At 40.7% G+C, this 23,874-nt stretch carries 26 protein-coding genes; 18 read left to right on the plus strand and 8 right to left on the minus strand.

Annotated elements, in window-relative coordinates; all coding sequences use genetic code 11:
- Positions 1 to 81: 81 nt before the first annotated feature.
- Together IMZ31_RS21630 and IMZ31_RS21635 are read left to right on the plus strand one after the other, a co-directional pair.
- Entirely contained in the window at positions 82 to 774 is a 693-nt protein-coding gene (locus tag IMZ31_RS21630) for a nuclease-related domain-containing protein (protein WP_207530513.1), read from the plus strand.
- A 91-nt stretch (positions 775 to 865) separates the two neighbouring features.
- Positions 866 to 1,561, plus strand: coding sequence for a hypothetical protein (locus tag IMZ31_RS21635; RefSeq protein WP_207530514.1), 696 nt, complete (start codon positions 866 to 868; stop codon positions 1,559 to 1,561).
- Between the two features lie 202 nt (positions 1,562 to 1,763).
- Here IMZ31_RS21635 and glmS read toward each other — a convergent pair whose 3' ends face one another.
- Entirely contained in the window at positions 1,764 to 3,554 is a 1,791-nt protein-coding gene (gene glmS, locus IMZ31_RS21640) for a glutamine--fructose-6-phosphate transaminase (isomerizing) (RefSeq protein WP_207530515.1), read from the minus strand.
- A 305-nt stretch (positions 3,555 to 3,859) separates the two neighbouring features.
- Here glmS and IMZ31_RS21645 point away from each other — a divergent pair, with 305 nt between their 5' ends.
- From IMZ31_RS21645 to IMZ31_RS21660, 4 genes are all read left to right on the plus strand, one after another.
- The gene (locus tag IMZ31_RS21645; RefSeq protein ID WP_207530516.1) at positions 3,860 to 4,027 is read left to right on the plus strand and encodes a hypothetical protein; all 168 of its coding nucleotides are present in this window, start codon (positions 3,860 to 3,862) and stop codon (positions 4,025 to 4,027) included.
- Between the two features lie 170 nt (positions 4,028 to 4,197).
- Positions 4,198 to 5,145 carry an FtsH protease activity modulator HflK gene (gene hflK / locus IMZ31_RS21650; RefSeq protein WP_207530517.1) on the plus strand — a complete coding sequence of 316 codons (948 nt, stop codon included), beginning with the start codon at positions 4,198 to 4,200 and terminating at the stop codon, positions 5,143 to 5,145.
- 13 nt (positions 5,146 to 5,158) lie between these two features.
- The gene (hflC, locus tag IMZ31_RS21655; RefSeq protein ID WP_207530518.1) at positions 5,159 to 6,154 is read left to right on the plus strand and encodes a protease modulator HflC; all 996 of its coding nucleotides are present in this window, start codon (positions 5,159 to 5,161) and stop codon (positions 6,152 to 6,154) included.
- Positions 6,155 to 6,206: 52 nt separating this feature from the next.
- Positions 6,207 to 6,479: a hypothetical protein gene (locus tag IMZ31_RS21660; protein WP_207530519.1), complete on the plus strand. Its 273-nt coding sequence runs from the start codon at positions 6,207 to 6,209 to the stop codon at positions 6,477 to 6,479.
- Between the two features lie 2 nt (positions 6,480 to 6,481).
- Here IMZ31_RS21660 and IMZ31_RS21665 read toward each other — a convergent pair whose 3' ends face one another.
- Positions 6,482 to 7,042 carry a hypothetical protein gene (locus IMZ31_RS21665; protein WP_207530520.1) on the minus strand — a complete coding sequence of 187 codons (561 nt, stop codon included), beginning with the start codon at positions 7,040 to 7,042 and terminating at the stop codon, positions 6,482 to 6,484.
- 128 nt (positions 7,043 to 7,170) lie between these two features.
- Here IMZ31_RS21665 and IMZ31_RS21670 point away from each other — a divergent pair, with 128 nt between their 5' ends.
- The 3 genes from IMZ31_RS21670 to IMZ31_RS21680 all read left to right on the plus strand — a co-directional run bounded on the left by IMZ31_RS21670 (position 7,171) and on the right by IMZ31_RS21680 (position 9,956).
- Positions 7,171 to 8,979: a monovalent cation:proton antiporter family protein gene (locus IMZ31_RS21670; protein WP_207530521.1), complete on the plus strand. Its 1,809-nt coding sequence runs from the start codon at positions 7,171 to 7,173 to the stop codon at positions 8,977 to 8,979.
- A 93-nt stretch (positions 8,980 to 9,072) separates the two neighbouring features.
- A complete protein-coding gene (locus IMZ31_RS21675; RefSeq protein WP_207530522.1) occupies positions 9,073 to 9,579 on the plus strand; it encodes a hypothetical protein in 507 nt (168 codons plus the stop codon).
- Between the two features lie 146 nt (positions 9,580 to 9,725).
- Positions 9,726 to 9,956 (plus strand): hypothetical protein, encoded by a 231-nt coding sequence (locus tag IMZ31_RS21680; RefSeq protein ID WP_207530523.1) that lies wholly within the window; start codon positions 9,726 to 9,728, stop codon positions 9,954 to 9,956.
- Here IMZ31_RS21680 and IMZ31_RS21685 read toward each other — a convergent pair.
- Positions 9,953 to 11,386 carry an RNA-guided endonuclease InsQ/TnpB family protein gene (locus IMZ31_RS21685; protein ID WP_207530524.1) on the minus strand — a complete coding sequence of 478 codons (1,434 nt, stop codon included), beginning with the start codon at positions 11,384 to 11,386 and terminating at the stop codon, positions 9,953 to 9,955. The two genes, IMZ31_RS21680 and IMZ31_RS21685, sit on opposite strands and share 4 nt — an antisense overlap.
- A 162-nt stretch (positions 11,387 to 11,548) precedes the next feature.
- Here IMZ31_RS21685 and IMZ31_RS21690 point away from each other — a divergent pair, with 162 nt between their 5' ends.
- Positions 11,549 to 12,190: a M50 family metallopeptidase gene (locus IMZ31_RS21690; protein ID WP_207530525.1), complete on the plus strand. Its 642-nt coding sequence runs from the start codon at positions 11,549 to 11,551 to the stop codon at positions 12,188 to 12,190.
- Between the two features lie 9 nt (positions 12,191 to 12,199).
- On the opposite strand, the gene IMZ31_RS21695 is transcribed toward IMZ31_RS21690, so the two are convergent.
- Positions 12,200 to 12,664, minus strand: a complete 465-nt coding sequence (locus IMZ31_RS21695; protein WP_207530526.1) for a chemotaxis protein CheD — start codon at positions 12,662 to 12,664, stop codon at positions 12,200 to 12,202.
- Positions 12,665 to 12,865: 201 nt separating this feature from the next.
- Between IMZ31_RS21695 and IMZ31_RS21700 the strand changes: the two genes are divergently transcribed.
- Genes IMZ31_RS21700 through IMZ31_RS21710 form a run of 3 tightly spaced genes read left to right on the plus strand, consistent with a single transcriptional unit; the run spans position 12,866 to position 14,156 of the window.
- A complete protein-coding gene (locus IMZ31_RS21700; protein WP_207530527.1) occupies positions 12,866 to 13,660 on the plus strand; it encodes a CheR family methyltransferase in 795 nt (264 codons plus the stop codon).
- 34 nt (positions 13,661 to 13,694) lie between these two features.
- Positions 13,695 to 13,931 carry a YggT family protein gene (locus IMZ31_RS21705; RefSeq protein WP_371825519.1) on the plus strand — a complete coding sequence of 79 codons (237 nt, stop codon included), beginning with the start codon at positions 13,695 to 13,697 and terminating at the stop codon, positions 13,929 to 13,931.
- Positions 13,932 to 13,967: 36 nt separating this feature from the next.
- On the plus strand, positions 13,968 to 14,156 hold the full coding sequence (locus tag IMZ31_RS21710) for a hypothetical protein (protein ID WP_207530528.1): 189 nt from the start codon (positions 13,968 to 13,970) through the stop codon (positions 14,154 to 14,156).
- Positions 14,157 to 14,169: 13 nt separating this feature from the next.
- On the opposite strand, the gene mltG is transcribed toward IMZ31_RS21710, so the two are convergent.
- Positions 14,170 to 15,246, minus strand: a complete 1,077-nt coding sequence (gene mltG / locus IMZ31_RS21715) for an endolytic transglycosylase MltG (RefSeq protein ID WP_207530529.1) — start codon at positions 15,244 to 15,246, stop codon at positions 14,170 to 14,172.
- 85 nt (positions 15,247 to 15,331) lie between these two features.
- On the minus strand, positions 15,332 to 17,524 hold the full coding sequence (locus IMZ31_RS21720; RefSeq protein WP_207530530.1) for an ATP-dependent Clp protease ATP-binding subunit: 2,193 nt from the start codon (positions 17,522 to 17,524) through the stop codon (positions 15,332 to 15,334).
- 163 nt (positions 17,525 to 17,687) lie between these two features.
- On the opposite strand from IMZ31_RS21720, the gene IMZ31_RS21725 reads away from it, so the two are divergent.
- Entirely contained in the window at positions 17,688 to 19,466 is a 1,779-nt protein-coding gene (locus IMZ31_RS21725; RefSeq protein WP_207530531.1) for an AAA family ATPase, read from the plus strand.
- Positions 19,467 to 19,761: 295 nt separating this feature from the next.
- Here IMZ31_RS21725 and IMZ31_RS21730 read toward each other — a convergent pair whose 3' ends face one another.
- Complete coding sequence (locus tag IMZ31_RS21730; RefSeq protein WP_207530532.1) at positions 19,762 to 20,061, minus strand: hypothetical protein; 300 nt, start codon at positions 20,059 to 20,061, stop codon at positions 19,762 to 19,764.
- Between the two features lie 151 nt (positions 20,062 to 20,212).
- Between IMZ31_RS21730 and IMZ31_RS21735 the strand changes: the two genes are divergently transcribed.
- The 4 genes from IMZ31_RS21735 to IMZ31_RS21750 all read left to right on the plus strand — a co-directional run bounded on the left by IMZ31_RS21735 (position 20,213) and on the right by IMZ31_RS21750 (position 21,874).
- Positions 20,213 to 20,542 carry a hypothetical protein gene (locus IMZ31_RS21735; RefSeq protein ID WP_207530533.1) on the plus strand — a complete coding sequence of 110 codons (330 nt, stop codon included), beginning with the start codon at positions 20,213 to 20,215 and terminating at the stop codon, positions 20,540 to 20,542.
- A gap of 24 nt (positions 20,543 to 20,566) precedes the next feature.
- On the plus strand, positions 20,567 to 20,908 hold the full coding sequence (locus tag IMZ31_RS21740; protein WP_207530534.1) for a hypothetical protein: 342 nt from the start codon (positions 20,567 to 20,569) through the stop codon (positions 20,906 to 20,908).
- A gap of 179 nt (positions 20,909 to 21,087) precedes the next feature.
- Positions 21,088 to 21,507, plus strand: coding sequence for a hypothetical protein (locus IMZ31_RS21745; protein WP_207530535.1), 420 nt, complete (start codon positions 21,088 to 21,090; stop codon positions 21,505 to 21,507).
- 28 nt (positions 21,508 to 21,535) lie between these two features.
- Positions 21,536 to 21,874: an STAS-like domain-containing protein gene (locus IMZ31_RS21750; RefSeq protein WP_207530536.1), complete on the plus strand. Its 339-nt coding sequence runs from the start codon at positions 21,536 to 21,538 to the stop codon at positions 21,872 to 21,874.
- Between the two features lie 14 nt (positions 21,875 to 21,888).
- On the opposite strand, the gene IMZ31_RS21755 is transcribed toward IMZ31_RS21750, so the two are convergent.
- Positions 21,889 to 23,859 carry an ATP-dependent helicase gene (locus IMZ31_RS21755; protein WP_207530537.1) on the minus strand — a complete coding sequence of 657 codons (1,971 nt, stop codon included), beginning with the start codon at positions 23,857 to 23,859 and terminating at the stop codon, positions 21,889 to 21,891.
- Between the last annotated feature and the right edge of the window lie 15 nt (positions 23,860 to 23,874).

Here is a 23,874-nt window from a genome sequence, read left to right on the forward strand (position 1 = left end):
AGGCTTGGTGAAGACGATGACCAAAAACTTGTCCTTTTTTACAGGTATAAGCTATAAAAGTTATCAGAAGGGGGCGATGAAATGGCAAAGGTGGTTGAATCTAAAAATGCCCTGAAGGAGCGCATTTGGCGGTATCGATTGTTGATTGTCCTTTTTATAGCAGGAGCTCTTTGGGGCGTTTACGAGGGGTACTTTTTTCTCATTATTATCTTAGCCTTGGTGCCACTCTTATACAACGAAAACAAAAAGTATTTGTATGGATACAAAGGAGAAGAAAAAACCCTCCGACATTTGAAACAGGTTCTTTCTGAAGAATGCATTATACTGCCGAATATTGAAATCGTATACGATGAAAAAAAGAGTGAGATGGATCTTATAATAGTAAGTCCTCGCGGGGTTTTTGTAACAGAAGTAAAAAATCATAAGGGGCTAATAAAGGGAGAGGAGGAACAACACAAATGGGAACAAATGAAAACAAGTCAGCGAGGCGTGTCTCATACCCAGCACTTTTACAATCCTACTAAACAGGTGAGGACGCATGTCTATCGTTTGGCTCAAGTGTTGAAAGAAGAAGGTGTTGATCTTTTTATTCAGGGTTGTGTTTATTTCTCAAACCCTAAGGCGGAGTTAAGGGTTAAGACCAATCGAATTCCAGTGATAAAGAATGGGGAAGGGATGAAGGAAGTCATCAATAAGAGCAAGGTTCGTTTGTCGCAACATGATATAAGGAAAATAACGAATATAATTACGAAAACAAACAAACATCCTTTGTAGAAAGGATGTTTTTTTATATAAATTACAACAAAACCCACATTTTTTATGTGAAATACGCTAAAATACATAAAATTTATGAGGGGTTGGTAGTATGATTATCAATGACCACCAAAAAATGTACGAGAGCATGAAAGAGCTGAAATCATGGGGGTACATTGATCCTATTGGGTATTCAAGTGGAAGCATTGAGGATTATTACCGAACGTGTTGTTTGTCGGTTACAAAAAAAGCGAAGGATGACTACATAGAAAATCGATTGCACATCGAGCCTTCCATGGTCGGTACGTTCTATTATTATATGTTCATGAAGAAAAAGATTCCGAATCAGGTTGAATACATCGTTTTTTATTTTGCTATTCATAACGAATGGGTCAAGCATCACGTAGGTAAAGAATATCACGAAGCGTTTGTAGGAAGGCTTTCTCGATTTTACCCTTCCATGTTGCGGGATGTTCATTTTTACCATGTGTTAAAGGAAAGCGACGCGTTTCAGAAGACGTTGTTTGTTTTAAAGTATGATATAGAAGCGAAGGTTGATTGTTTCGTCAAAAGAAAGGGATCCTGGTATGGAATCCAACTACGGACGAAAACGAAACGCTCAAATGAGTTCTATGAGAAGAAGAAGTTTCGTAATGCCATGAATGTGAAGGCAAAACTGATTGACCTCCCTATTGATCTGAAAAAAGCCAGGTCGTTGCCTACCAAAAAAGATTCTATAAAATTGTATGGTCGGGAGCATGTGTTGCTTTTGACGGACATCATCGGAGAGGAAAACGGAATTGCCTGAAGCGAAATGACTTTTCCCGAAGCTTACTTAAAGCAATACGAAAACTTTCAACGATCATTCTTTACCTCCTTTTTTTGTAGTTAGTAATAAATAATAATAACTATGACAAAAGAGCATAGGGGTAACCTATGCTCTTTTACTTCATTCTTGGAGTATTCAACTATATTGTTTTTTTAACATCAATCGCCTTGTCATGTGTTGTTTATTCCACTGTCACACTTTTGGCCAGGTTACGTGGCTTATCCACATCGCATCCTTTTTCTAAAGCCGCATAGTAAGCCAGCAATTGAAGGGGGATGACAGAAAGTAGAGGACTCAATAACTCTGGGCACGAAGGGATCACATTCTGGTCGCCCTCTTTCTTTGTGTTCTCTGTCGAAATGAACAAAACATGGGCTCCCCTTGATAAGACTTCTTTTGCGTTGTTTCGTATATTTGGGTCCGTTCCCGTTTGAGTGGTTAAAGCGATCACAGGGGTTCCCTCTTCAATAAGTGCAATCGTCCCGTGTTTCAGTTCGCCGCCTGCGAACCCTTCTGATTGTATATAGGAGATCTCTTTGAGTTTTAAGGCGCCCTCCAGACAAACATGGTAGTCCATCGCTCGCCCTATAAAAAATGCGTTTCGACTTTCTAAAAGATAGTGTTTAGCCAGTGCTTGATAGTTTTCTTTATGGTCAATGATAGCTTCCATGGATTGCGCCACTCGAGAGAGGTCCTTTATAGAAGAGTCTCGGGTGGTCTTCATTAGGCTCTTAGCTACCAAATAGAGTACAGCAATTTGGGCTGTATAGGCTTTCGTAGAGGCAACAGCTATTTCGGGGCCTGCGTGTAATAAAAGCGTATGATCACTTTCTCTGGAAAGGGTGGATCCTTTGGCATTTGTTATGGTGATAGAAGGATACCCTAGTTTTTTCATTTCCACTAAAACAGCCCGACTGTCCGCGGTTTCACCGCTCTGCGAAAGGTAGAGAAACACAGGGTGAGATCCTAAAAGGGGTGTATTGTAAACGAATTCGCTTGCTATATGAACCTCTGTTGGTATGCCTGCTATTTTTTCCAGGTACTCTTTTCCCACCAGACCTGCGTGATAACTGGTGCCACATGCGACGATGTGTATTCGGTCAGCTTTTAGCAAACATTCCTTTGCAGAAGAGGAGATGTCTATTTCTCCTTTACCATCTGAATAATGCGATATAAGAGACCGTATAACCGCAGGCTGTTCATCTATTTCTTTTAACATGTAGTGCATGTACGGGCCTTTTTCGATATCCGAATCATCAATGGAGGCTTTAAAGGGTTTTCGTTTTATTTCTTCCCCTTGAAGTGTTTCGATGGATGCGGAAGAGGATGTGAGTCGTACAATTTCTTCATCCTTTAACTCTATGTACTGATTTGTTGCGTGAATCGAAGCGATCGCATCGCTAACTACGGACATAAAAGTATCTCCTAATCCGATTAGAAGGGGGCTTTTGTTTTTAGCTACCCACAATTCATCAGGTGCATCGCGATCTATCATAGCGATGGCATAAGAGCCTTTCAGTTCTGACAGAGTAAAAATGAACGCTTCTTTGGTACTTAATCCTGTAAGGGAAAGTGTTTCTATCATCTGAACGATGACTTCGGTGTCGGTTGAACTTGTAAGAGGAGCGTTTTGGAGCCACTTTGACTGAAGTTCTTCGTAGTTTTCTATAACACCGTTATGAACAAGTGTATAACGACCACTTGAACTTGAGTGAGGATGGGCATTTTTTTGGTTGGGCTCACCGTGTGTCGCCCAGCGTGTATGACCAATTCCGAGATTACCGTAAAGGGGGGAAGGGAGCAATGCTTTCAGATCATCGATCCTTCCTTTCTGCTTGAAAGTCCGAACCGAACCGTTACCATAAACCGAGATCCCCGCAGAATCATACCCTCTGTATTCAAGCCTCGTTAGGCCTTTTAACAAATGTTCTGTACAATTTTCCCTGCCTATATAACCTGTAATACCGCACATAATATTTCCTCCTTCGTTTATGGGTGAGTTGTTGGTTGTTTGTTGTCGAAAAAGTTACCTTTTTGTTTTAAACAACCATTCCAGCAGCAACATCTGCTGAGAGGTATCCGCCGATCATTCGATTGTCCTCTTCCTCGTCTGCACATCCGTCTGGATGGCCCTGGCGCTAGTCTTTTATTGTGGAGAGATGGACAAAAACCTTCGAGAAAAACAAAGGTCTGGGAGTAGAGTTTTCTGTAAAAAAACGAAGGACAAAAAGGATTTTAAACATAATCATGAAATCGTCCCACAAAGGAAGTGAGATGATGAATAAAGCGAAAGTATACTCTATGATCGATTTCAGAAAAAGAAATGTACTTTTAACGGATGAGCTCATAGATTTTATTGCAGATGACTATCAAAAAGAGTCGGAGGAGACGAGGGAAACTTATACCTTTTATCAGTATTTTGAAAAGAGGATGTCCAGCTGTTGATGTTCAAAAGAGCAAGAGGGTGCATGTGAGCACCCCCTTGCTCTTTTGGTTTGAACGAGAAAAAAACAGTAGATACGTATTGGATTTAGGGTTTAGATTCACTACACTATGAACGTTAATGAAGAAAAGGAACGAACAGTAAGGTCATTTAATTGAGGGAGTGAAGCATGGTGCAACGATTAATTAAATTTGGTATTTCGGGTGTGGTGGTTTTCTTTATTGCTCTGTGGGGCTTAACGGGCATCTACATGTTAGATGATAGTGAACAGGGAGTTGTGTTGACGTTTGGAAGTCATACAAAAACGGTCACAAAAGCGGGATTGAAGTGGCACCTGCCTGCACCTATTCAGACTGTGTGGGTGGAAAATGTAACGGAGCCAAAGTCAGCAGAGTATGGCTATGAGGTGGTTAGCGAGGGTGGGGCGAATAAGCCTGCTACCTATAAAGAAAACGCAGCCGAATCGATCATGTTAACAGGGGACGAAAACCTTGTTCATGTAGAAACAAATGTACAATGGTTGATAACGGATATTGAACATTTTTTCTTTAATGTGGATGATCCATACGGAACCATTGAAGTTGCAGGAGAAGCGGCTATACGTCGTGTAGTGGCAAATCATTCTCTTGATGATGTATTAACAGATAAGAAAAGTGATATGCAAAACGAGATAAGAGAAGAGTTTCAAAGTATAGTGGAACAATACAATCTCGGGGTGCAAATACGAAATGTCCAGCTGCAAGATGTAAAGCCGCCTGAAGAAGTAAAGCAGGCATTTACGGATGTTGTGTCAGCAAAAGAAGAGAAAAACAGTCTGATAAATAAAGCGTACAGTATAGAAAATCAGCTAATCCCTAAAGCAGAAGGGGAAGCAAGTGAAATGAAAAACCAGGCAGAGGCATACAAAGAGGATCGGATTGAGCGAGCCAAGGGTGACGTGGCTAAGTTTGAAGAAATCTTAAAAAAATACGACCTCGGGAAAGAAGTGACTCGAACGAGAATGTATTTAGAAACCATGGAGCGGATCCTTCCTGGTGTTGATAAATACATAGTAGAAGATAATGGTAGTACTGTTCAGTTTTTGCCATTAAATCAAAACCAAGTTGTGACAAAAGAATAAAGGAGGATATCGTATGGACAGGTTTCGATTGCGTGATAATGAAAATTATGAGAAGAGTGGTGCCAGTCATTTAGTTCGAAATGCTGCTTTCGTTATTTTTGGGTTTGTTGTCGTGTTGTTTATCTTAAGCGCGCTTAGTTTTAGGGTTAACGAAACGCAACAGGCTGCGGTTGCAAGGTTTGGTGAGGTGAAAAAAATCGTCGTATCCTCGGAAGATTTGGAGCGTGTCCAAAAAGAGATCAAAGGTCATTCTAAGTTGAAAAATGTCGTTGTCGTGGGAAGCAAGGGGTTTCATTGGAAATTGCCATTTGTAGATGATGTGACGTATTTTTCAGATCGGTTATTAACGTACGATACGGTTCCGCGAGAAGTGACAACGCTTGATAAAAAGAAGCTGGTATTAGATAACTACGCTCAGTGGAAGATCACAAATCCCGCCGTGTTTAAGGTGAGCTTGAAAAATGTTCAAAAAGCAAATGCCCGCTTGGATGACTTTATCTATTCGAATTTAAATAAAGAAATTGGGCGAACGGACGCTCACGATATCATATCAGACATGGAAATCGGAAAAGAAATGTTAGCCAACATTGTTGAGGATACCAATAAGGAAATTAAGCAATATGGTATGCAATTGGAGGATGTTCGAATCCGAAGGACAGAGTATCCTAAAGAAAACTTCGAAAGCATTTTTGAACGGATGAGAACAGAGAGAGAGCGTATTGCTAACCAGTATCGTTCTCAAGGGGAAAAAGAGGCACGAAAGATTACATCAGCAGCTGAGAAAGATGCCAAAATTATCAAGGCGGCTGCATACAGAGAGTCTGAAGTTATAAGAGGGGAAGGGGATGCCGAGGCATCTAAAATTTATTCTGATGCCTACAACCAGGACCCAGAATTTTATAAATTTTATCGTAGTCTCATGGCCTATGAAACAATCGTTGATGAACAAACCACGCTAGTGCTGCCAGCAGATAGCGAATTGGCGGCTTTTCTGTTTAATATGAAATAAACATACACCCCGACTGATAAAGTCGGGGTGTATGTTGAATAGGGGTGAAGAAATGAAAAAGCTGATTCTTGGAACCGTTTTGTTTATTGCCGTAATCGGAGCATTTTCTGAATCAGAGAATCTGTTTCATATCGCGTTGACCGTTGCGATCGTTGTTTTTTTGGTTCGATTTACATGGTCCTATCAAAAGAAAATAGTGTCAGATTCAAACAAAGTTGAAAAGAAGATTGAACGAGCCGTGGTTCAGGGGAAAAAACTGCAATCTGCTAAATTGCATCAAAAAAAACGGCCTAATTTGATTGTTTTGAAAGGTGGAAAAGAATAATATCACTCAAAATGTTTTTTTAGAATGGAGCTCAAATGTCGGTTGTATTGATCGAAAAAATGGGTTTTCAGTTCTTCTATTCCAACCAATATCCCTTCATCCGTTGATACGGAACCTGCACCCATCATTCTTAGGAGGTGGGAAGAAGGGAAGTAGGTTGTTTTTTTATGTTTGATTTCTTCGAACAAGGATCGGTCCACTTCGTCAGAAAGCAGGGTGTCTACAAGCGACTTCGTTACTTTTTCTGGATCAAGGTTATAGGAAGACAAGGTCGTTTCTGGAAGCTCAGAGATGTAGTCAAAAAGATAAAAGCGTGTTATAGATTCCATTTCTTTTTGATTAAATGACGAAACGTGTTTCTTGAACTCTTTTTTACGAAACGCGATATGCTTTGAAGTTGATTCTAAAACGTACGTAAAAAAACAGCCAAACGCAACATTGCTTAAAATGATAATGCTTTGAATAAAGTCAGATTCCCAGCCTTTTTTTTGTTCATGAATTTTGCGAGCGTATGAAAAGGAGTGTTTTTCCCACGGTCGGTCCCACTTATTGGATTGATTCATATTATCACCTCTTTTTTTTCTTTCTATAAAATTCGGAAAACCTTTCTTGTTGTATAAAATAAAGAAATGTTCAATTCATTAGAGAAGTACATTCAGAAGGTAGTGAATATAAAAAAGGAGGGGGTCTTATGCACCATGATTCGTTGTTATCGTTAATGGTTGTTGTAGGAATTGCCTTTATCATTCCGATTGTTTTACATAGATTTCGGTTGCATTTTATTCCTGTTGTTATAGCGGAAATCATTGCTGGTATTCTATTGGGGAAAAGTGGGTTAGACGTTATTGAAAGTGATTCTTGGTTAGAGCTTTTGTCGATGCTTGGCTTTATCTATTTAATGTTTCTCAGTGGGTTGGAGATTGATTTTAAGCGATCTCCTGATCGAAAAAGAAAAGGAGGGTACAATCCATTCCTGGCTGCGAGTCTGGTCTATGGGGGGCTTCTGGCTTTATCTTGCGGGTCTTCGTACCTTTTATATGTTTATGGTGTCGTAGAGGATCCTCTCTTTATGACGATATTAATCTCGACCATCTCCCTTGGGGTTGTATTGCCAGTTTTGAAAGAAAAGGGATTACTTCAAACCAAAACAGGGCAGACCATTCTTTTAGTGTCAGTCATAGCGGATTTTGTTTCTATGATTCTTTTGGCTTTATACGTGGCAATACGTTCTGAAGAGCGGGAACTATCGATTCTTATTCTTTTGTTATTTGTCATGGTGTTTGTTACGTATTATTTTGCGAAACCGCTGCTTTCCTTTGCCTTTTTCGACGTATTAAAAAGAGGCAGTGTACAACTGGGTGTGAGAGGTGTGTTCGCGCTTGTTCTTTTCTTTGTTGTACTCTCAGAAAGTCTAGGCGTGGAAAGTATACTCGGTGCCTTTCTGGCAGGGGTCATCGTTTCCCTCTTGTCTCCAGATGAGTCATTTAAACATCAATTGGATTCCTTTGGTTATGGATTCTTGATCCCTATATTTTTTGTCATGGTAGGGGTAAACATTGATATCGCTCTTTTAATGAAAGACAAAAGCATGCTTTTGCTCATGCCTCTTCTTCTGGGGGTCATGTACATGGTGAAAATTTTGCCTGTGTTTCTTTTGAGAAAGCATTTCACTCTCCCTCAAATGCTCGGAATGGGTGCTTTGTTGACTTCTACGTTAAGTTTGGTCATTGCTGCCACAGAGATCGCCCTTCAAATGGGCATGATCACAAATGAATTTGCATCTGCTATGATTTTAGTTTCCGTTGTCATCTGTTTGGTTTCACCCATGTTATTCAACGCTGTTTCGTTTCATAAAGAGCAAGAAGTGGAACGAGTCACTATTATAGGGGTAAACCGTATTACATTACCAGTTGCGCGAGACTTGATGCAAGAAGGATACAACGTAAGGATTTTGAGCGAAAGACAGGAAAAGTTGGAAACGAAAGAAGAGCACCAATTTCCAATTGTTGAATTGGATTCTCTGGATAATGAAACCATAACCAGAGCGTTTGAAGCGCAAGATAAGATGGTTATATGCGGAACTAAAAATGACAGCTTAAACGAGACGATTGCAAAATGGGCTTTTGATAGCGGAATTGAGCGTATATTAACACGAATAGAAGATCCGAAGCGAAGCGAAGACATGAAGAAAAACGGGTTTCATACCTTCTCAACGTTAACGTCAACACAAATATTGGTTAAGACGTTCGTCTCTTATCCAGGCCTGATGGAATTAATGGACGGGGAGCAAACTGTAAGAGAAGTGGCTATTCGAAAGGCTGAATTCAATTTTGTTCCATTGAGGAGTGTTCCTTTCCTTGGTGATGTTTTGATCATTAAAGTTATACGAGGGGATCAGTCTATTATTCCGCACGGGGATACGATGTTGCAAAAAGGGGATCGGTTAATCGTCAGCGGCAGTCTGAACCATATTCGCACACTCCAAAAAGAGCTGGGGTGAAGTTTTAGAGGAACTCCTGCCAGAACAGCGAAGGAATAAACGCATAAAAAAAGAAAGAAACCATATGATGAGACCGACAGAGGGGTGCTATTAGTGAATAGGGAAGTTCAAAATAAATGGTTCGTAATGAAACTTATAGCAATGTCTAAACAAATAAGCAAAGAAAAGTTGAGGAATATGGTTTTTATGATTCAAAAAGAAGGGCGTAATCAGGATAAAACCACGTTTAATTATTCGTTTGTCAAATGGAATGTTGAAGCCTATTCGAAAGAGTTGGAACAAGACTTAAGGCAGCTTGATTTGGAAGGCATTATCAATCATTCGGGAGAAATTTCGTTAACTTCAAAAGGGAGTCGCCTTCTTGCTTCTAAGAAAAAGATGATTGAAGAGTCTGGTATTCATTACTTTATGGGTTTTTATGTGTATACCTATGAGGATTTGTCATTGTATGAATTGGTAAACTATCTTTACAAAAAATACGAAATGGGCAGATTTCAAAATAATCAAGAGATTATGGAAGTGGTTCATCACAATGAATTGTCCAACGAGTTAGATGCATTGCTAAATGGGAGAGGTTTGCTAAATAAGAACAAGAAATAGGGTATTCAAAAAAGAGGCCTGAGCTACTTCAGGACTCTTTTTTATTCCAAAAGAATGCGGTTTTTCGTAGTTCATATAAAAGGGAGTTTTATTATTGATGCTACCTTTTTCACGCTATACTGAGTAAAAGGTGGAGGTGAAAGAAGTTGAGGAAAAAAATAACGTTATACGACATCCATTCAACATACTGCAAAGTATTAAACAGCAGTCATGATCAGCTTGAAAAGCAGCGTTTCTTTCATAAGAAGAAAGCGGATCGAATGGCTTTATTGTATAAAGGGAGAGTTGTGCTTGTGAATAAGCGCATAACGGAAACCATGAATACTCCCCCACTAAATGCTATGCATTTTGAAGGGGTTTCAGATGTATCGTCCTAACGGACGCTTAACACCCATGGAGTTGACACAAACAACCCCTCTATTCCGTCCAGCCCTTTAAAGGCATCTGGAACTACTTTTTTTAGGATATTACAGGCTCCGTTTACATCGGCATTCAACAAAATGTCGTTTTTCGTACGGTACAACCCTCGTTTGACACGTTTCCCGCTAAACGCATGGGTTTCGCCTTCTTTATAGAGAGGGAGATCATCCCCGTCCAGGAAGCTCGCTTTGGACGTATAACTTTCCTCTGTGAGTTTAACGGTAATCCCAAGGCGTTCCGCTTTGTAACGGATCATTTGAATGAGGAGGGTATGGGGGATATGGCAAAACGCTTGATTGTTTCTTTTGCCTGTTTTGACGCTTTGTTTCCATCCGAGGTTTTCCCCGATGACGATCGTGTTTACGTCTTCCTCTAAGGCGATCCTGATAATTCCATGACTCACCTTATGAAACTGATCCTTAAGTTTTAAAAAGCGCTTACGGTGGAGTCTTTCTAAACGTGCGGATGAAAACAAACCTGTTTTTTCGTTTTGTCCACGCCGAAGAATCCCAACATAATGAGCACGTTTTTTATTGTAGAAGTGATTATCGCTTTTTACGCGCTTGCCCTTATACAAAACAGGGGTCATCCCTGTGTTTGTAATGATGGTTGCAAGGTTGTTTACGCCTAGATCAATCCCCATATACCGCCCGTTGTCCTCTAAAAGATCTTTTTCCTCTCCCTGAAATACAACCTCGATTACGTAGTGATTGTATTTCGGAATAATGCGAACTTGTTTCAGTTTCTTCCCGTTATACCCAAGCTTTCCGATGTTGAGCTTGGTTTTGGTTTTCGGGAATTTTAAATACCTATCCTGTTTGATTGTACAGTCCTGATTGGTTAGGAGAAGCTCTTTTTGACTGGCTTTGGAGTACCCTGGGATATTGGGCCTGCCATTATATTTATGGGGATGTTTTTTATAGTCCCGAAGCGACTTAAAGAAATTTTTCCAGTCCTCGAAGGCGCTTTTCATAATCCACTGACTGGATTGGGTGGGAAGGGAACGATAGTCAGCCTGACCTGTACGCTTAAACAGGGCATCTAAAAAGCCGTACGAAAGAAACGGTTTCTCTTTTGTTGGCAATTGGAACAGATTCGCTTTAATCTCTTTGCGTTCCTCTTTTGGTTTCTTATTCTCTTTTTCTAGCTTTCGTTTGTACGCAAGGAGCTGATTCTCATTCATCCCATCAAGGTTCGTTTTGATCTCGTTTAAAACCTCCTCTTGAAGAGGCTGTAACGGTTTTTCACTTTTAAAAGCCGTGAATACCTGCCGTATATAAAAGTTGGTTGTATTGTACATGTTTTTTGCGTTTTGGCAGGAAGACTGGCAATAGCCGTACATCTTATGGCCTTTCTTAATCCAAATCTGTTGAGTTTCATAAGTCATTTTTTTCACCTCCTCTGTTTCTAGTATATGCTTAAAGGAGGGGGAACATTAGGGAGAGGGATAAAAAAGACCCATTCCCCCACTAAATCGTAGATTTTGAAGAGGTACTCTGGGTTATGTTTGATAGAAATGAAAAACGCAATATAAAAAGGAGAGGATTGCATGATTTGGTTCATATGTCTCGTGTTGTTTATTCCGTTTCTTAAGCAGTATGTGAAACTATTGAATACGTTTGTGCATGAATTAGGGCATTCATTTATGGCGTTGCTCCTGAAAGGGAAAGTCAAGCGCATTCATTTGCATGCAAACACAGGGGGAGATGTGATCACGTATAGCCGAGGTCGCTTTTCCGATATTCTGATCACCTTATCGGGGTATCCGTTTGAAGCGATTGTAGGCTCAGGGATTATGTTTGCGGTATTGAATGGACAAAGCATCTATGTGTTTTGGGCGCTGTCGACGTTGCTCGTCTTAAGTTTAGTGCTTTGGATTCGGAATCTGTACGGAATGTTGTGGGTGATCTCTGTCCTGGCTTGTATATCAATCCTGATCTACTTCGGACTTACGAATTATGTTTCTGGTCTTATGCTGGCCGCTGCGGTCATTATTGTGTCAGAAGCATGGATATCATCTTTTGGAATTATGAAAATGGCATTCAAAACACCTAAGAATGCTGGGGATGCCACGTCCTTGAAAGAATTGACGTGGATATCAGCCAGATTTTGGGGACTGGGGTTCTTTATATTCAACACGTATGTTTTTTATGAGACCATCATGTTTTATCTAACACATAAGGCCCTTTGAAAAGGGCCTTTAAAAATGACGGATGACGATTTTATTTTCAGGGAGAAAGAGCGTTACCTTTTGTTTGGAGGAATCAAACTCAACACTTCTTGATACCGTTCCGCCTATATGGGAGTAAAGTATGGGGATGTTGATCTGTCGGAGTAGGTCAATTGTGAAGTCTGTGTTTCGTTTTCCGATATTTAGACGAGGCTGATTTTCGGGTGTGTACATAGCTGCCCCGCCAAAAAGCATGGCTTGCGTCCCTTCTTTACCTAAGCAATACACCAATTGCGGGATGACCGTGCTGGCATATTTCCCTAACAGGGAGGGGGGTTGGTTGGAAGTTGGAAAGGGGAGCATGATGTGCGACATGGCGCCTTTCTTTTTTTGTGGATTCCACAGAATTAGGGCGACACAAGAGCCAAGCGCATTCGTTCTCAAAATATGGTTTTGTGTGGTTAGTTTGTATTCGCCCATTCGAACAATGTCCACCTGTATCCCCTCCCTCGTGATGACCTCTGGATTAAGGTATTTAGGTGTTCGTCGAATGGGGTGAGATATCCTCTCTTTTGCTTTCGGAAGCGGTTTCAAATACAAGGATGAAGAAGAGGAAATATAAGGTTTTTATAGTATAAAAAACAAGGATGACTGCAAACTTTCGTACCAGGCAAGGGAGAAAAAGGGGATGAGTGCATGTGTGGGGATTACCAGATTTTTGTGAAAAAAGTCTATAAGCATGTCGGGATCGATTTAAACAACTACAAACGGGATCAAATGGAAAGAAGAGTCAAAAGCCTCTTTATAAAAAAAGGGTTTCAAACGTTCGATGATTACTTGGATGCGATTGTGAAAGACCCAAAAGTATATAAAGAGTTCTTAGAGCGGATAACCATTAATGTGACCGAATTTTTTCGGAATGAGAAGCATTGGAGAACGCTTCAAGAGGTTGTGCTTCCAGGAATTTTGGATCGTAATAAAGTGTTTAAATGCTGGAGCGCGGCATGTTCGACAGGGGAAGAAGCTTATTCGTTGGTTATGACTATCAATCAGTTTTTGCCCTTAGAATACATAAAAGTATATGCCACAGATATTGATGAATCCGTTTTAGAGAAAGCAAGACAGGGAGTTTATAGCGAAAAAGGGATGAAAAATTGCGGAGATCGCTTTAGGAGAAAATATTTTAGGAAGAGGGAAGATGGGGATTATGAAGTTTTACCAGAAGTGAAAAGGTGTGTCACGTTCAGACAATCGGATCTTCTTAAAGAGGAAGACTTTAAGAAAGAGGAGTGGGAATTGATTGTATGTCGAAATGTCATGATTTACTTCAAAGAAGAAGCGAAGAAGGATTTGTACAACGGCTTTCATCGGTCCTTGAAACCTGATGGATACTTGTTTGTAGGGAGTACAGAACAGATCTTCCATCCATCTCGATACGGGTTTAAAGCTGAGCAATCGTTTTTTTACAAGAAAGTAAGTCGGAGGGGATGATAGGGTGTTTGCCATTATAAGTTATGGCTTTTTAGTGTATTATTTTATGATTATCATATACATATTCAGTTCGTGGATACCGCCTTTGAGAGAACACAAAATGATAGGATGGCTAGAACGATTTGTAGAACCTTATCTGGGGATTTTCAGAAAGGTGATTCCACCGATAGGAGGAATTGATCTTTCGCCTATTCTTGCTTTGTTTTTATTGCGTTACGTCGAAAGTGCATTTTTGAAGGGGCTCGAAACCGTCTTAGGGTGGATTTCATAAAAGGTGTTTTATGCTGTTCCATAGAGGAGTGAAAAGGTGAAAAAAACGGTTGTGGATTTGTTGGGTTCAAAAAATCAAGAAGAAGAACTTCTTCGAGCTCTCCATACCTATGAGAAAAAGACCAGCGACCTTAATTATATCAGAGAAAACGTAAAGCGATATATAGATGGCAATCCAGGTGGGGAGAGGGGGTTTATAGCCCGTATCGAAGATAAAATGAATTAGAGAAAGCTGTGGCTTACGGGGCCGCAGCTTTCTCTAATTCTTTCCAAAGGTGCTCGTATTTTTTTCGGTTTTGTTCATGTTGATTAAAAGTATCCGCATAAAAGGTTTCTCCGTTTGGTTTGGCGTAAAAGTAAAGAGCCTTAAAACCTTCACCTTCTGGTTTAAGGATACTCACAAAACTTTCTGAACTAGGGCTGTTGATTGGACCAGCGGGAAGTCCGCTTGTGTGGTACGTATTATAGGGGGAGTTTGTTTTAATGTCTTTGTTGTACATAAAGACTTTGTGTTCACCGTTGGCGTAGGCGGCGGTCATATCGCTTTCTAATTTCATCCCCTGTTTTAATCGGTTCAGGAAAACCTGGGCGACTTTTGGGCGGTCTCTTGTAAACTTTGATTCTGCTTCAACAACAGAAGCGAGGGTAAGGACCTCGACAAACGAAAAGCCTGTCTTATTAATTAGCGATGCATTTCGTTCCAACCAGCCATCCGTTTCCTCGAGCATCATTCTCACGATTTTCTCAACAGATGGAGTTTGCGGGAAGTAATACGTATTAGCTTGAAGGTATCCTTCTAACGGATAAAGAATGACCTCTTCCCGCAAAGGGGGGAGCCAGGTGTAGGTGTCTCTAAGAGTATGGTACGTGTCAGGATGGTTCACATAGTCAAGAAATTCTTGTTCCGTAACATATCCTGATTCGCTAATAATTTTCGCTATTTTTGTTATGGTTGATCCTTCAGGAATGGTAACGACGAAAGAAGGAGCCGTATCAGCGGAGCCCTCGTTTAATTGATCGATGAGAGAATGGAAGTCACCTGATTGAATGGTGTAGGAGCCTTCTTTGAAATCAACGGGGAATGCGGATTCCTTCGTTTTTTCTTCGTACAGCTGCCTGAAGCGGATGTAGTAGTAGAAAATGTCTTTGTTTTTAATGATGTCGAATTCTTCCAGGAGAGAAGCGATTTGTTTGACTGATGCTCCGTGATAAATATCTACGTCTCCTTCGTCAACTTCGAAATAGGGCGGAAGAAAGAGAAAAACACTTGTTGCGAGGATGATCAAAAAAGATACAAAAAAATAAAGTTTCTTCATGCAAACACCTCTATGTAACCGTTTTATACATGTATTAGCCGAGTTTAAGAAAAATCCTTAAAAAAGAACCGCTTGTAAGCGGTTCTTATCGTTTCGAGACGACGATCTCGTTTTGTTGATTAGTTTCTACAAGAAGATGAGATGTTTCAGGATCGTCGATCAGGATGTCAGAAATGCCTGTTTCCACGTATTCTTCTATGACTCGACGCAAAGGTCTTACTCCAAACTCAGGGCTGTACCCCATCTCCGCCAACCGTTCTTTGGCATGATCAGTCACTTTGATGGTAATGGATTGACCCGCTAATGTTTCCTGGAGTTCGTCCATAAGGAGACCCGCGATAGTCTTTACATCTTCAATCGTTAGTCGATTAAATTGAATGATACTGCTCCAGCGATTCAGGAGTTCAGGAGGAAAAGAATCTTTGAGTGTTTCGATGGCCGTTAATTGCTGCGTTGCATCACCTGAGTCAAAGCCCAAGGTGTGTTTGTGCCGAGCGTCCTCTCCTGCATTACTTGTTGCGATAATAACCGTATTGTCAAAGGAAACCTTACGACCGTGGGAGTCCGTTAACTGGCCGTCCGCCAGCACCTGCAACCAAATATTACGAACATCTGGATGAGCTTTTTCGAACTCATCTAAAAGGATAATGCAATAAGGCGATCTTCTGATTTTCTCTGTCAGCTGTCCTTGTTCGGTGTATCCCACGTAACCTGGAGGAGATCCTATAAGTTTGGATACACTGTGAGGTTCCATGTATTCGCTCATATCGATACGGATCAATGCTTCTTCGCTGCCGAAAAGATGTTTCGCAAGGGCTTTTGACAGTTCGGTTTTCCCTACTCCTGTCGGACCTATAAATAAGAAGGATGCGATGGGCTGTTTGTTCTTTCTGAGGCCTGCTCGGCTTCTTCTGATTGCGTTTGATACGCTTTTAACCGCGTGGTCCTGACCGATAATTTCCGATGATAAGCTCTGGTGCAGATTTTGAAGGATGTTTCGTTCTTTGCCCTGTTCTTGAAGTTTTCGAACAGGGATGCCCGTTTGTCGTTCAACTAGTTTTTGAATCTCTTCTTTTGTAACCCGCTTGGCCTCCTGGTACTCTCCTGAGGATTCGGCCATTTCAATCGTTTTCCGAAGTTTTAGTTCCTGATCTCGGTAGTCTGCCGCTCTTTCGAATTTTTGTTGTTGAATGCATTCCTCTTTACGGGCAACAAGTTGAGCTAGTGCCTCTTTTTTTTCTTTCTGAGGGTCTTCGCTCATTTGAAGGTTGAGTTTTGCCCCTGCCATATCAATTAAATCAAAAGCTTTATCAGGAAGGTGCCGATCATGTATGTATTGTTTTGAAAGATGTACGCATTCTTCGATAACCTCATCAGACAAGATAATGTTGTGGTAGTTTTCGTAACGGTCTTTGACTCCTTTGATCATTTCAATCGTGTCTTCCGCAGAAGGTTCCTCAACCATTATAGGGAGAAAGCGACGCTGTAACGCTTCATCTTTTTCGATATATTTTCGATATTCGGCTATTGTTGTTGCGCCCATAATTTTAATATCCCCTCGAGCTAGTTCAGGCTTCAGGATGTTTGCTGCGTCTGTTGCCCCTTCAGACGATCCAGCTCCGACAATTTGATGGATTTCGTCTAGGAATAAAATCACGTTGTCGCGTTCTTTTAATTCAGCAACGAGTTGTTTGAGTTTTTGTTCGAATTGTCCTCTGAAAGAGGTTCCCGCTACGAGGTTGCTGATAGACAGGGAAATGATTTCTTTATTGAGTAATTTTTCAGGAACATTGCCTTCAGCAATGCGCTGGGCAATGCCTTCTGCAATGGCTGTCTTTCCAACACCTGCTTCCCCTACAAATAAGGGGTTGTTTTTGTTTCGACGATTTAAAACCTCAAGCGCCTGGTCAATTTCTTTTGAACGGCCGATGACAGGATCGATCCTGCCCTCCGCTGCATCGCTTGTCACATTGCGCCCCTCTTGTTCTAAAATTCCTTCCTGGACCTGCTTCTTTTCACGTACTTTCGTGCTTTTGTCTCCTTTTTCTGAACGAGGGGTCGAATGTTCGTCATATGACGGGAAACCTTCATCTTTTGCACTTCTAAATAAAAAATCCATCAGCTCTTCCATGGTACCGATAGGTTTTGGGGGAATGCTCTTGTTGATTTTTTTAAAACAGGATGCGCATAAGGGCAGTGGTTGTTTGGAGTTGTTTACCCGAATTTCTAGAATGGCTTGGACAGGTGCTCCTCCGCAATGTTTACATACTGCATTCATATGATCTCCCTCTCTTTTTACAAATAGTTGAACATCTATATATTAGCGTATTTTGCATTTATTTGTGTATAGAAAATAAAAAAACATATTTACGTCAAACAATTTATGGGAAAGGTTGCTATCTGTATGAAAATACAGTAGTACGTGGGAAAGGGGTGGGTCTATGAATGAACTAAAAAAGGCACTCAAGAAGAAAGGGTTTTGGGTGGGGGTGTTTGTTTTAGTGGGAATTGCTCTGTTGATGGTCTACCACCAGAAGGAAAAAAAGGAAGAGGAAGAGCCGTTCTCGGTATTTATGGAGAAAGTTGAACATAAAGAGTTTGGCGGCGTTAATGAAGTTTTTGTTTCTGAAAAGACCAATCAATTGACGTATGAGCTGGACGAGGTAACCTACATTGTAGAATTGCCTAAATTGTTTATTAGTGAAAATGTAGAATTTGTGCAACGGCTATCAGAATCTGGAGTAGACGTAACGCTTAAATCAAGTGATACATCCAAGTCGACTCAGATTGTTGAGCTATTTCGCCTCGGAATTTTTTTGCTTTTACTCTTGTTTTTTATCCGTATGTTTTCGGATGGATTTGGCGGTTTTAAAGTAGAAGAGGTTCAAAAAGAGGGAACAACATTTCGGGATATAGCAGGTTATGATTATGTGAAGGATATGTTTAAAGAGCTGGTTGATTTTTTGAGCAATCCAGATGATTACAAACACTATGAGAGCAGGCTTCCAAAGGGGATTTTATTGGAAGGGCCGCCTGGTATGGGGAAAACCTTGTTTGTGAAGGCATTGGCTGGAGAAACCGATACGCCTATGTTTCAACTTTCTGGGTCGGATATAGAAGATCGATACGTAGGAAGTGGAGCGCGTCGAGTTGAGAAGATATTTAAGACGGTTCGCAAAAAGGCAGAAGAACAGGGGAAAGCTATTTTATTCATAGATGAGATTGATGCAGTGGGGATGAAACGGGAAAATCGTACGGTTCAGGAAACAAATCAGACCATCAATAAATTGTTAACAGAAATGGATGGATTTAAAAAAGAGTCGCGTATCATTGTTATTGCAGCCACGAATTTATCAAGCGTCCTGGATCAGGCGTTAACAAGATCGGGTCGATTTGATCGCATCATTCATATTAACAGACCAAATTTACAAGAGAGAGAAGCGATCATCTCGTTGTACTTGAACAAAAAGAAAAAGGTTGTAAGCGAAGAGGTTTTGAAAACCAATTATGCGCGCGTCCTGGCACAGCAGACACAAGGGTTCTCAAATGCTGACTTAGATAAATTAGTGAATGAAGCTTCATTGATTGCTAAGAGGAAGCAAGAGAAAACCATTACCATCATAACGTTACGAGAAGCTTTTTCTGAAATCGTGGCAGGCGTTAAAACCAATCGGAGGATCTCAGAGGAGGAAAAGAGGCTTGTGGCTTACCACGAGGCAGGTCATGCGGCTGCTAGGATATTGCTCCATAAAGAAGGGTATAAAGGGGTCGCGTATATCACAATCACTCCTCACGGTGAGTCATTAGGGCACGTGTCCCCGTCTGGCGAAGAAAAGGCTATGCTGACAAAAACAGATATCAAGCATGACATCATGATGATGTTAGCAGGGAGAGCCGTGGAGGATCTTATGGGGGGCGGCAACTATACAACGGGAGCTATGAGTGATCTCCAGCAAGCAAATCAACAGCTTCTCGCTTATGTTGCCAGATATGGGATGAGCGAGGGGGCAGAGAATCTCTATGTTGAAAAGTTGGATGAAAATGCGGAGTGGTTACAAAATTTGTTAAAACATTTAAGGGACCAGTTTTATCAAGAAACAAAAATGCTGATGGAAACTCATTTTTCAGTAGTGGAAACAATAGCTGAACATTTACTCTTGCACACGTCTATTGAACAGCATGAATTGCCAGGTTTGCTAGAAAAGGCAAGGAACAAGTGAGAGAAACAGAAAAGCCACCTCAGGTGATCAGCCTAAGGTGGCTTTCTGTGAAATTAACTGATTGATCAAGTCCGTCAACTTCAGTGTGCTAACTTCTCCTCATCACTATATTCGGTAATTGGGTGATGTCAACAAAAAACTCATATCTTTGATATGAGTTTTTATCATTGTATTATCTGGGGTCATTTAAGAGGTGCAGTGAGAAGTCAGCGAATTTAAAAGGGTGCACCTCTTAGGTCATTTAAATATAGAGTAAACAAGGTAAAAGTCAATAAAAAAAGCGAGAAAACTCGCTTTATACGGATACGGATGTGTCTCGGTTTAGATATAAACGGTCGTATTCAATTCTTAGAGGTTTGGACTCAAGAAGTTGGTTCAATTCGTTTGGGCGATTCCCATATGCGTAAAACACGTCCTTAACAAACGAAGGTTGAAATCTAAGGTGATCGGTTAAGATTGATCGTCTTTCTTCAATAGTTAAAAGGTTAAATTCCGTCATCACTTTACAAAGGTCAATATGAATGCCATACCCCATTCTTTTTAAATCCTTTTCGACCTGTTCTTTATTTGTATACGAGCTTATATTGGTTTTCATCACGTATTTCCTCCTTAGTGTTATACCTATGTTCTTCTAAACCTTATACCACAGAAAAACGAGACAAGGGAAAATGTTTCGCAAGAAATGATGGTAAAAACTAGATTGAAACGAACATGCTTGCTATTTTGCTATAAAGGGGGGCTCGGGAATGAACAATAGGTTTGAAAAAATTGGTCTTTTGTATGATATATGGGTGGTTAATCTGCTTGAAGGAAAAACGTTAGGGAGCCCTGATAACGCAATTGTGTTTCGCATCTTAGGACAGCTAACAGGAGCAGATTATGAAATGCGTTGGAAATGGATCAAACAATTCGGGGAACGGGATAAGTGTATAGAAGCGGCAGTTGAAAAAGTGGAGAAAGTGGGGTTGGTTGATGTTGGATTGTTGCAGGATCTCTATGATCGCTTATTTTTTAACAGCCTCTACGCTCCTGATCCATATAACCATCTGAAGAAACGCCTTTTGGAATGGTGGTAAGACGTTAAAAAAGGAGGGGGATTTATGATTAGGGGGTTTTTGATTGCTGTTTTAGCTGGTCTGATTGTAGGTGGAGGTCTTCATTATTATCAAAATGATCATGTGTATCAGACGATTATAGAGGTAAAAACAGACCCGCTTGTGAAAGATGAGTTTGTCCGTGATGCGAAAGTGAATGTGTTCCCGAAGCTGCCTCTTAAGTTCACGTCTGATTTGTCGGGAAAAGGGCGATTTATTTATGCAAACAGCAACTTTGTTCCTGCTCTGGTCACCATAAAAGCGGAAGGATACAAGACGAAGCGAACAATCACTTTGCTTAAACCTGAAGCCTTGCATTTATATTATCTGGAACCGATTGAAGAGTAGTGCTTGTTGTTTATGGATGGACTCAAGAAAAAACTTCGGGGTTTCGGAGTTTTTTTATTATAAATATTTGTTCTGTTCGCTTATCGTTCTCTCGTAATAAGGGGCAATATTCCTTGTCAATCAGGGGAGGAATGAAAGGATTGAAACAAGAGAACGATAAGAAAAAAGGAGTGAATAGAATGAAGATGTTTATACTGCTTTCAATGATCGGAATAGCAAATACATGGATCCCTCATGGAGGGGTTGTTCAACCATTGTCAGACTATGTTTATGTCGAAACAGCGGGTAGAGGCGAAGGTGCTTATGTTCAACTGGAGGATATCAAAGGGGAGGAGACCTATACAATTGAAGTCGAGGTGAAAGGGAAAGGGGTTGTGCAATTGGAGGTCATAGAAAGAAACGGAGCGGGGGAGACGGTTCGGATCAGGACAACCGATCCGTTAAAACTGAATGACCAGTGGAAAGGTGGAGGAATCGGGTTTAAAACAAGCGATAAAACCAAAAAGGTTGATGTCTATGTGGTGAGCGTAAAACAAACGAAACAACATTTCTATATGACCTATCCGCAATTAAAACTAGGAAAACCAGGAAAGGTGTAACAATAGATAAGGCAAGGGGGAGAGGTCAATGGAATATGTGTTACTTGATTGGTTTAAAACAGATCGGCTCACAAAGTTTCACGGGGCCATCTTAGTGGATTTGGTTCAAAAAGAGTTAAAAAAGGGGAAGCGGATTTCGCTGGACTTTAAGGATATCAAAGAGGTAACACCTTCATTTGTCTCTAAGGCCTTGGTTCCATTGATGGAACGATATTTGATTAACGGTTTGGGAGAAAAAGTAGAAATTAAAAATGCCACATATACTCAACGAATGCTTATTTTTAATGTTTTATGGCTGGTTCGGGAGTACACGAAGGATGAAGAATTTCGCCATCATGTTGATGAACTGATTTCAAGAAAAAAATAAGCCCTAAGAGAGGCTTATTGGGTAAGTCGTTTGTGATCGGTACGAAATTCATGTAAGAAACGGGACGGGAGCAGAGCCATGGCTTCGCCGTTTTTTTTATATCGCTGACGGGAAAACGTTAAGCTTAGGTGTTTTTGTGCTCTTGTAAAAGCGACATAGCACATCCTGCGTTCTTCCTCAACGCCTTCTTGGTTTTCATAGGTAGCGAAAGGATCGCCTGGTTTAATAGCGTAATAAGCAGGAAAAAGATTCTCATTCATACCGTAAACAAACACATAAGGGAATTCAAGTCCTTTGGATGCATGGATCGTCATAAGTTGAACGGATGTGCTTTCTTTCTTGTCCGCTGTTTTTTCATTATAGAGAGTGATTTCTTCTAAAAAGTTTTTCAGATTGATGGTGCGTTGTTCTTTCTTTTCCCTCGTGAAAATAGATTCAAGCAGATGGCTGATATTGGACTTTTTTTCATTTTTTATATGTTCGCTATAATTTGAAAGAACTTTATTCTCATAATCTGTTAAACGGAGCAATTCAGTTATTACTCTGGATACGCTATTGGATTGCGCGATTTCCTGTAAATACGTAATCATGGAAACGAATTGAATAGCTTCATTTTTTGCAATTTTCTGCATCCGAACGATTCCTTCTGGATTTTGCAGGACCTGCAAAAGATCTTGATCGTAGGCTCTCTCTACGATCTTTTTTATGGTGGCTTCCGCTATTCGCCGTTTGGGTTTTCGGATAATCCGATCAAAGGAGGCGGTATAGAAAGGAGAGTGAATGAAGTATAAGTAGTGAAGGATGTCTTGAATTTCTTCTCGTTCAAAAAAGCCCTGCCCAGATAAAAGAACGTAAGGAATGTTACAATCTCGGAATGCGTTCTCTAAAGGAGCGCTTTGCGAGTTGGAACGAAACAGAACGGTAAAGTCGTTGTATGAATAGGTTTTATTTTTAGTTAGGGATAAGATGGTTTCAGCGATGTAATCGGCTTCATTTTGAGGATCGTCCGCTCTGTAAATGGATACGGGGTCCCCTGTTTGATGGGATGTGAAAAGGTGTTTAGGATGTTGTTTTGTGTTATGAGAGATCAGCTCATTAGAAGCATTTAGGATGGCTTTTGTGGAACGATAATTTTCTTCCAGCTTAATCGTGACAGCCTCGGGATAGTCTTGCTCAAATTGGAGGATGTTTCGGATGTCGCTGCCTCTAAAGGCATAAATCGATTGAGCGTCATCTCCTACTACGGCTATATTGCGGTGGGAAGAAGCAAGAAGGTGCATCAAAGCATACTGGGAGCGGTTTGTATCCTGATATTCATCCACCATAATATATTGGAAACGTTTTTGGTATCGTTTGAGAATATGTGGGTGATGCAAAAATAAGTGAATGGTTTCAAGGATAAGGTCATCAAAATCATAAAGACTTTTTTCTTTTTTTACCTCTTCATACGCCTCATAGGCCCAATCTAATACTTCTTTGTGAGAGGGATCCATGTTAGTGAGGATCTTTTTTACGTTGGCCCATTCGATATAGGGGTTCCTGGAACGATAGCTTAGGTAGGTGCGGCTGTCGATCATTTCATTTTTTAATAGCGATATGTACCCGAGTACGGTGTTTTCTTTTATTCTTGTTCTTCCTTTCAAGAGTTGTCTCATATCCGTTTTTGCGTGCTGAGGTGTTGTTACCTCGAATGAAAAAGAGGATTCTTGTTTGAGTACTTCAAGGCAGAACGAATGAAAAGTGCTCAGGTGAACATCCTTAACCAAATCCCTCTGTACATGTTTGGTTATCCGTTCTTTCATTTCTTTTGCTGCTTTATTCGTAAAGGTAACGGCGAGAATATGCCAGGGATGAATGCCAGACTGAATCATGGAAGCGATGCGATGCATAAGAACGGTTGTTTTGCCGCTTCCAGCGCCAGCTAATAGAAGCAGGGGACCGTCACGATGCTTTACTGCACGTTGTTGTTGAGGGTTTAAGCTCATTTTATCTCCTCCTTT

It is taken from the genome of Pontibacillus sp. ALD_SL1, from assembly GCF_017355605.1.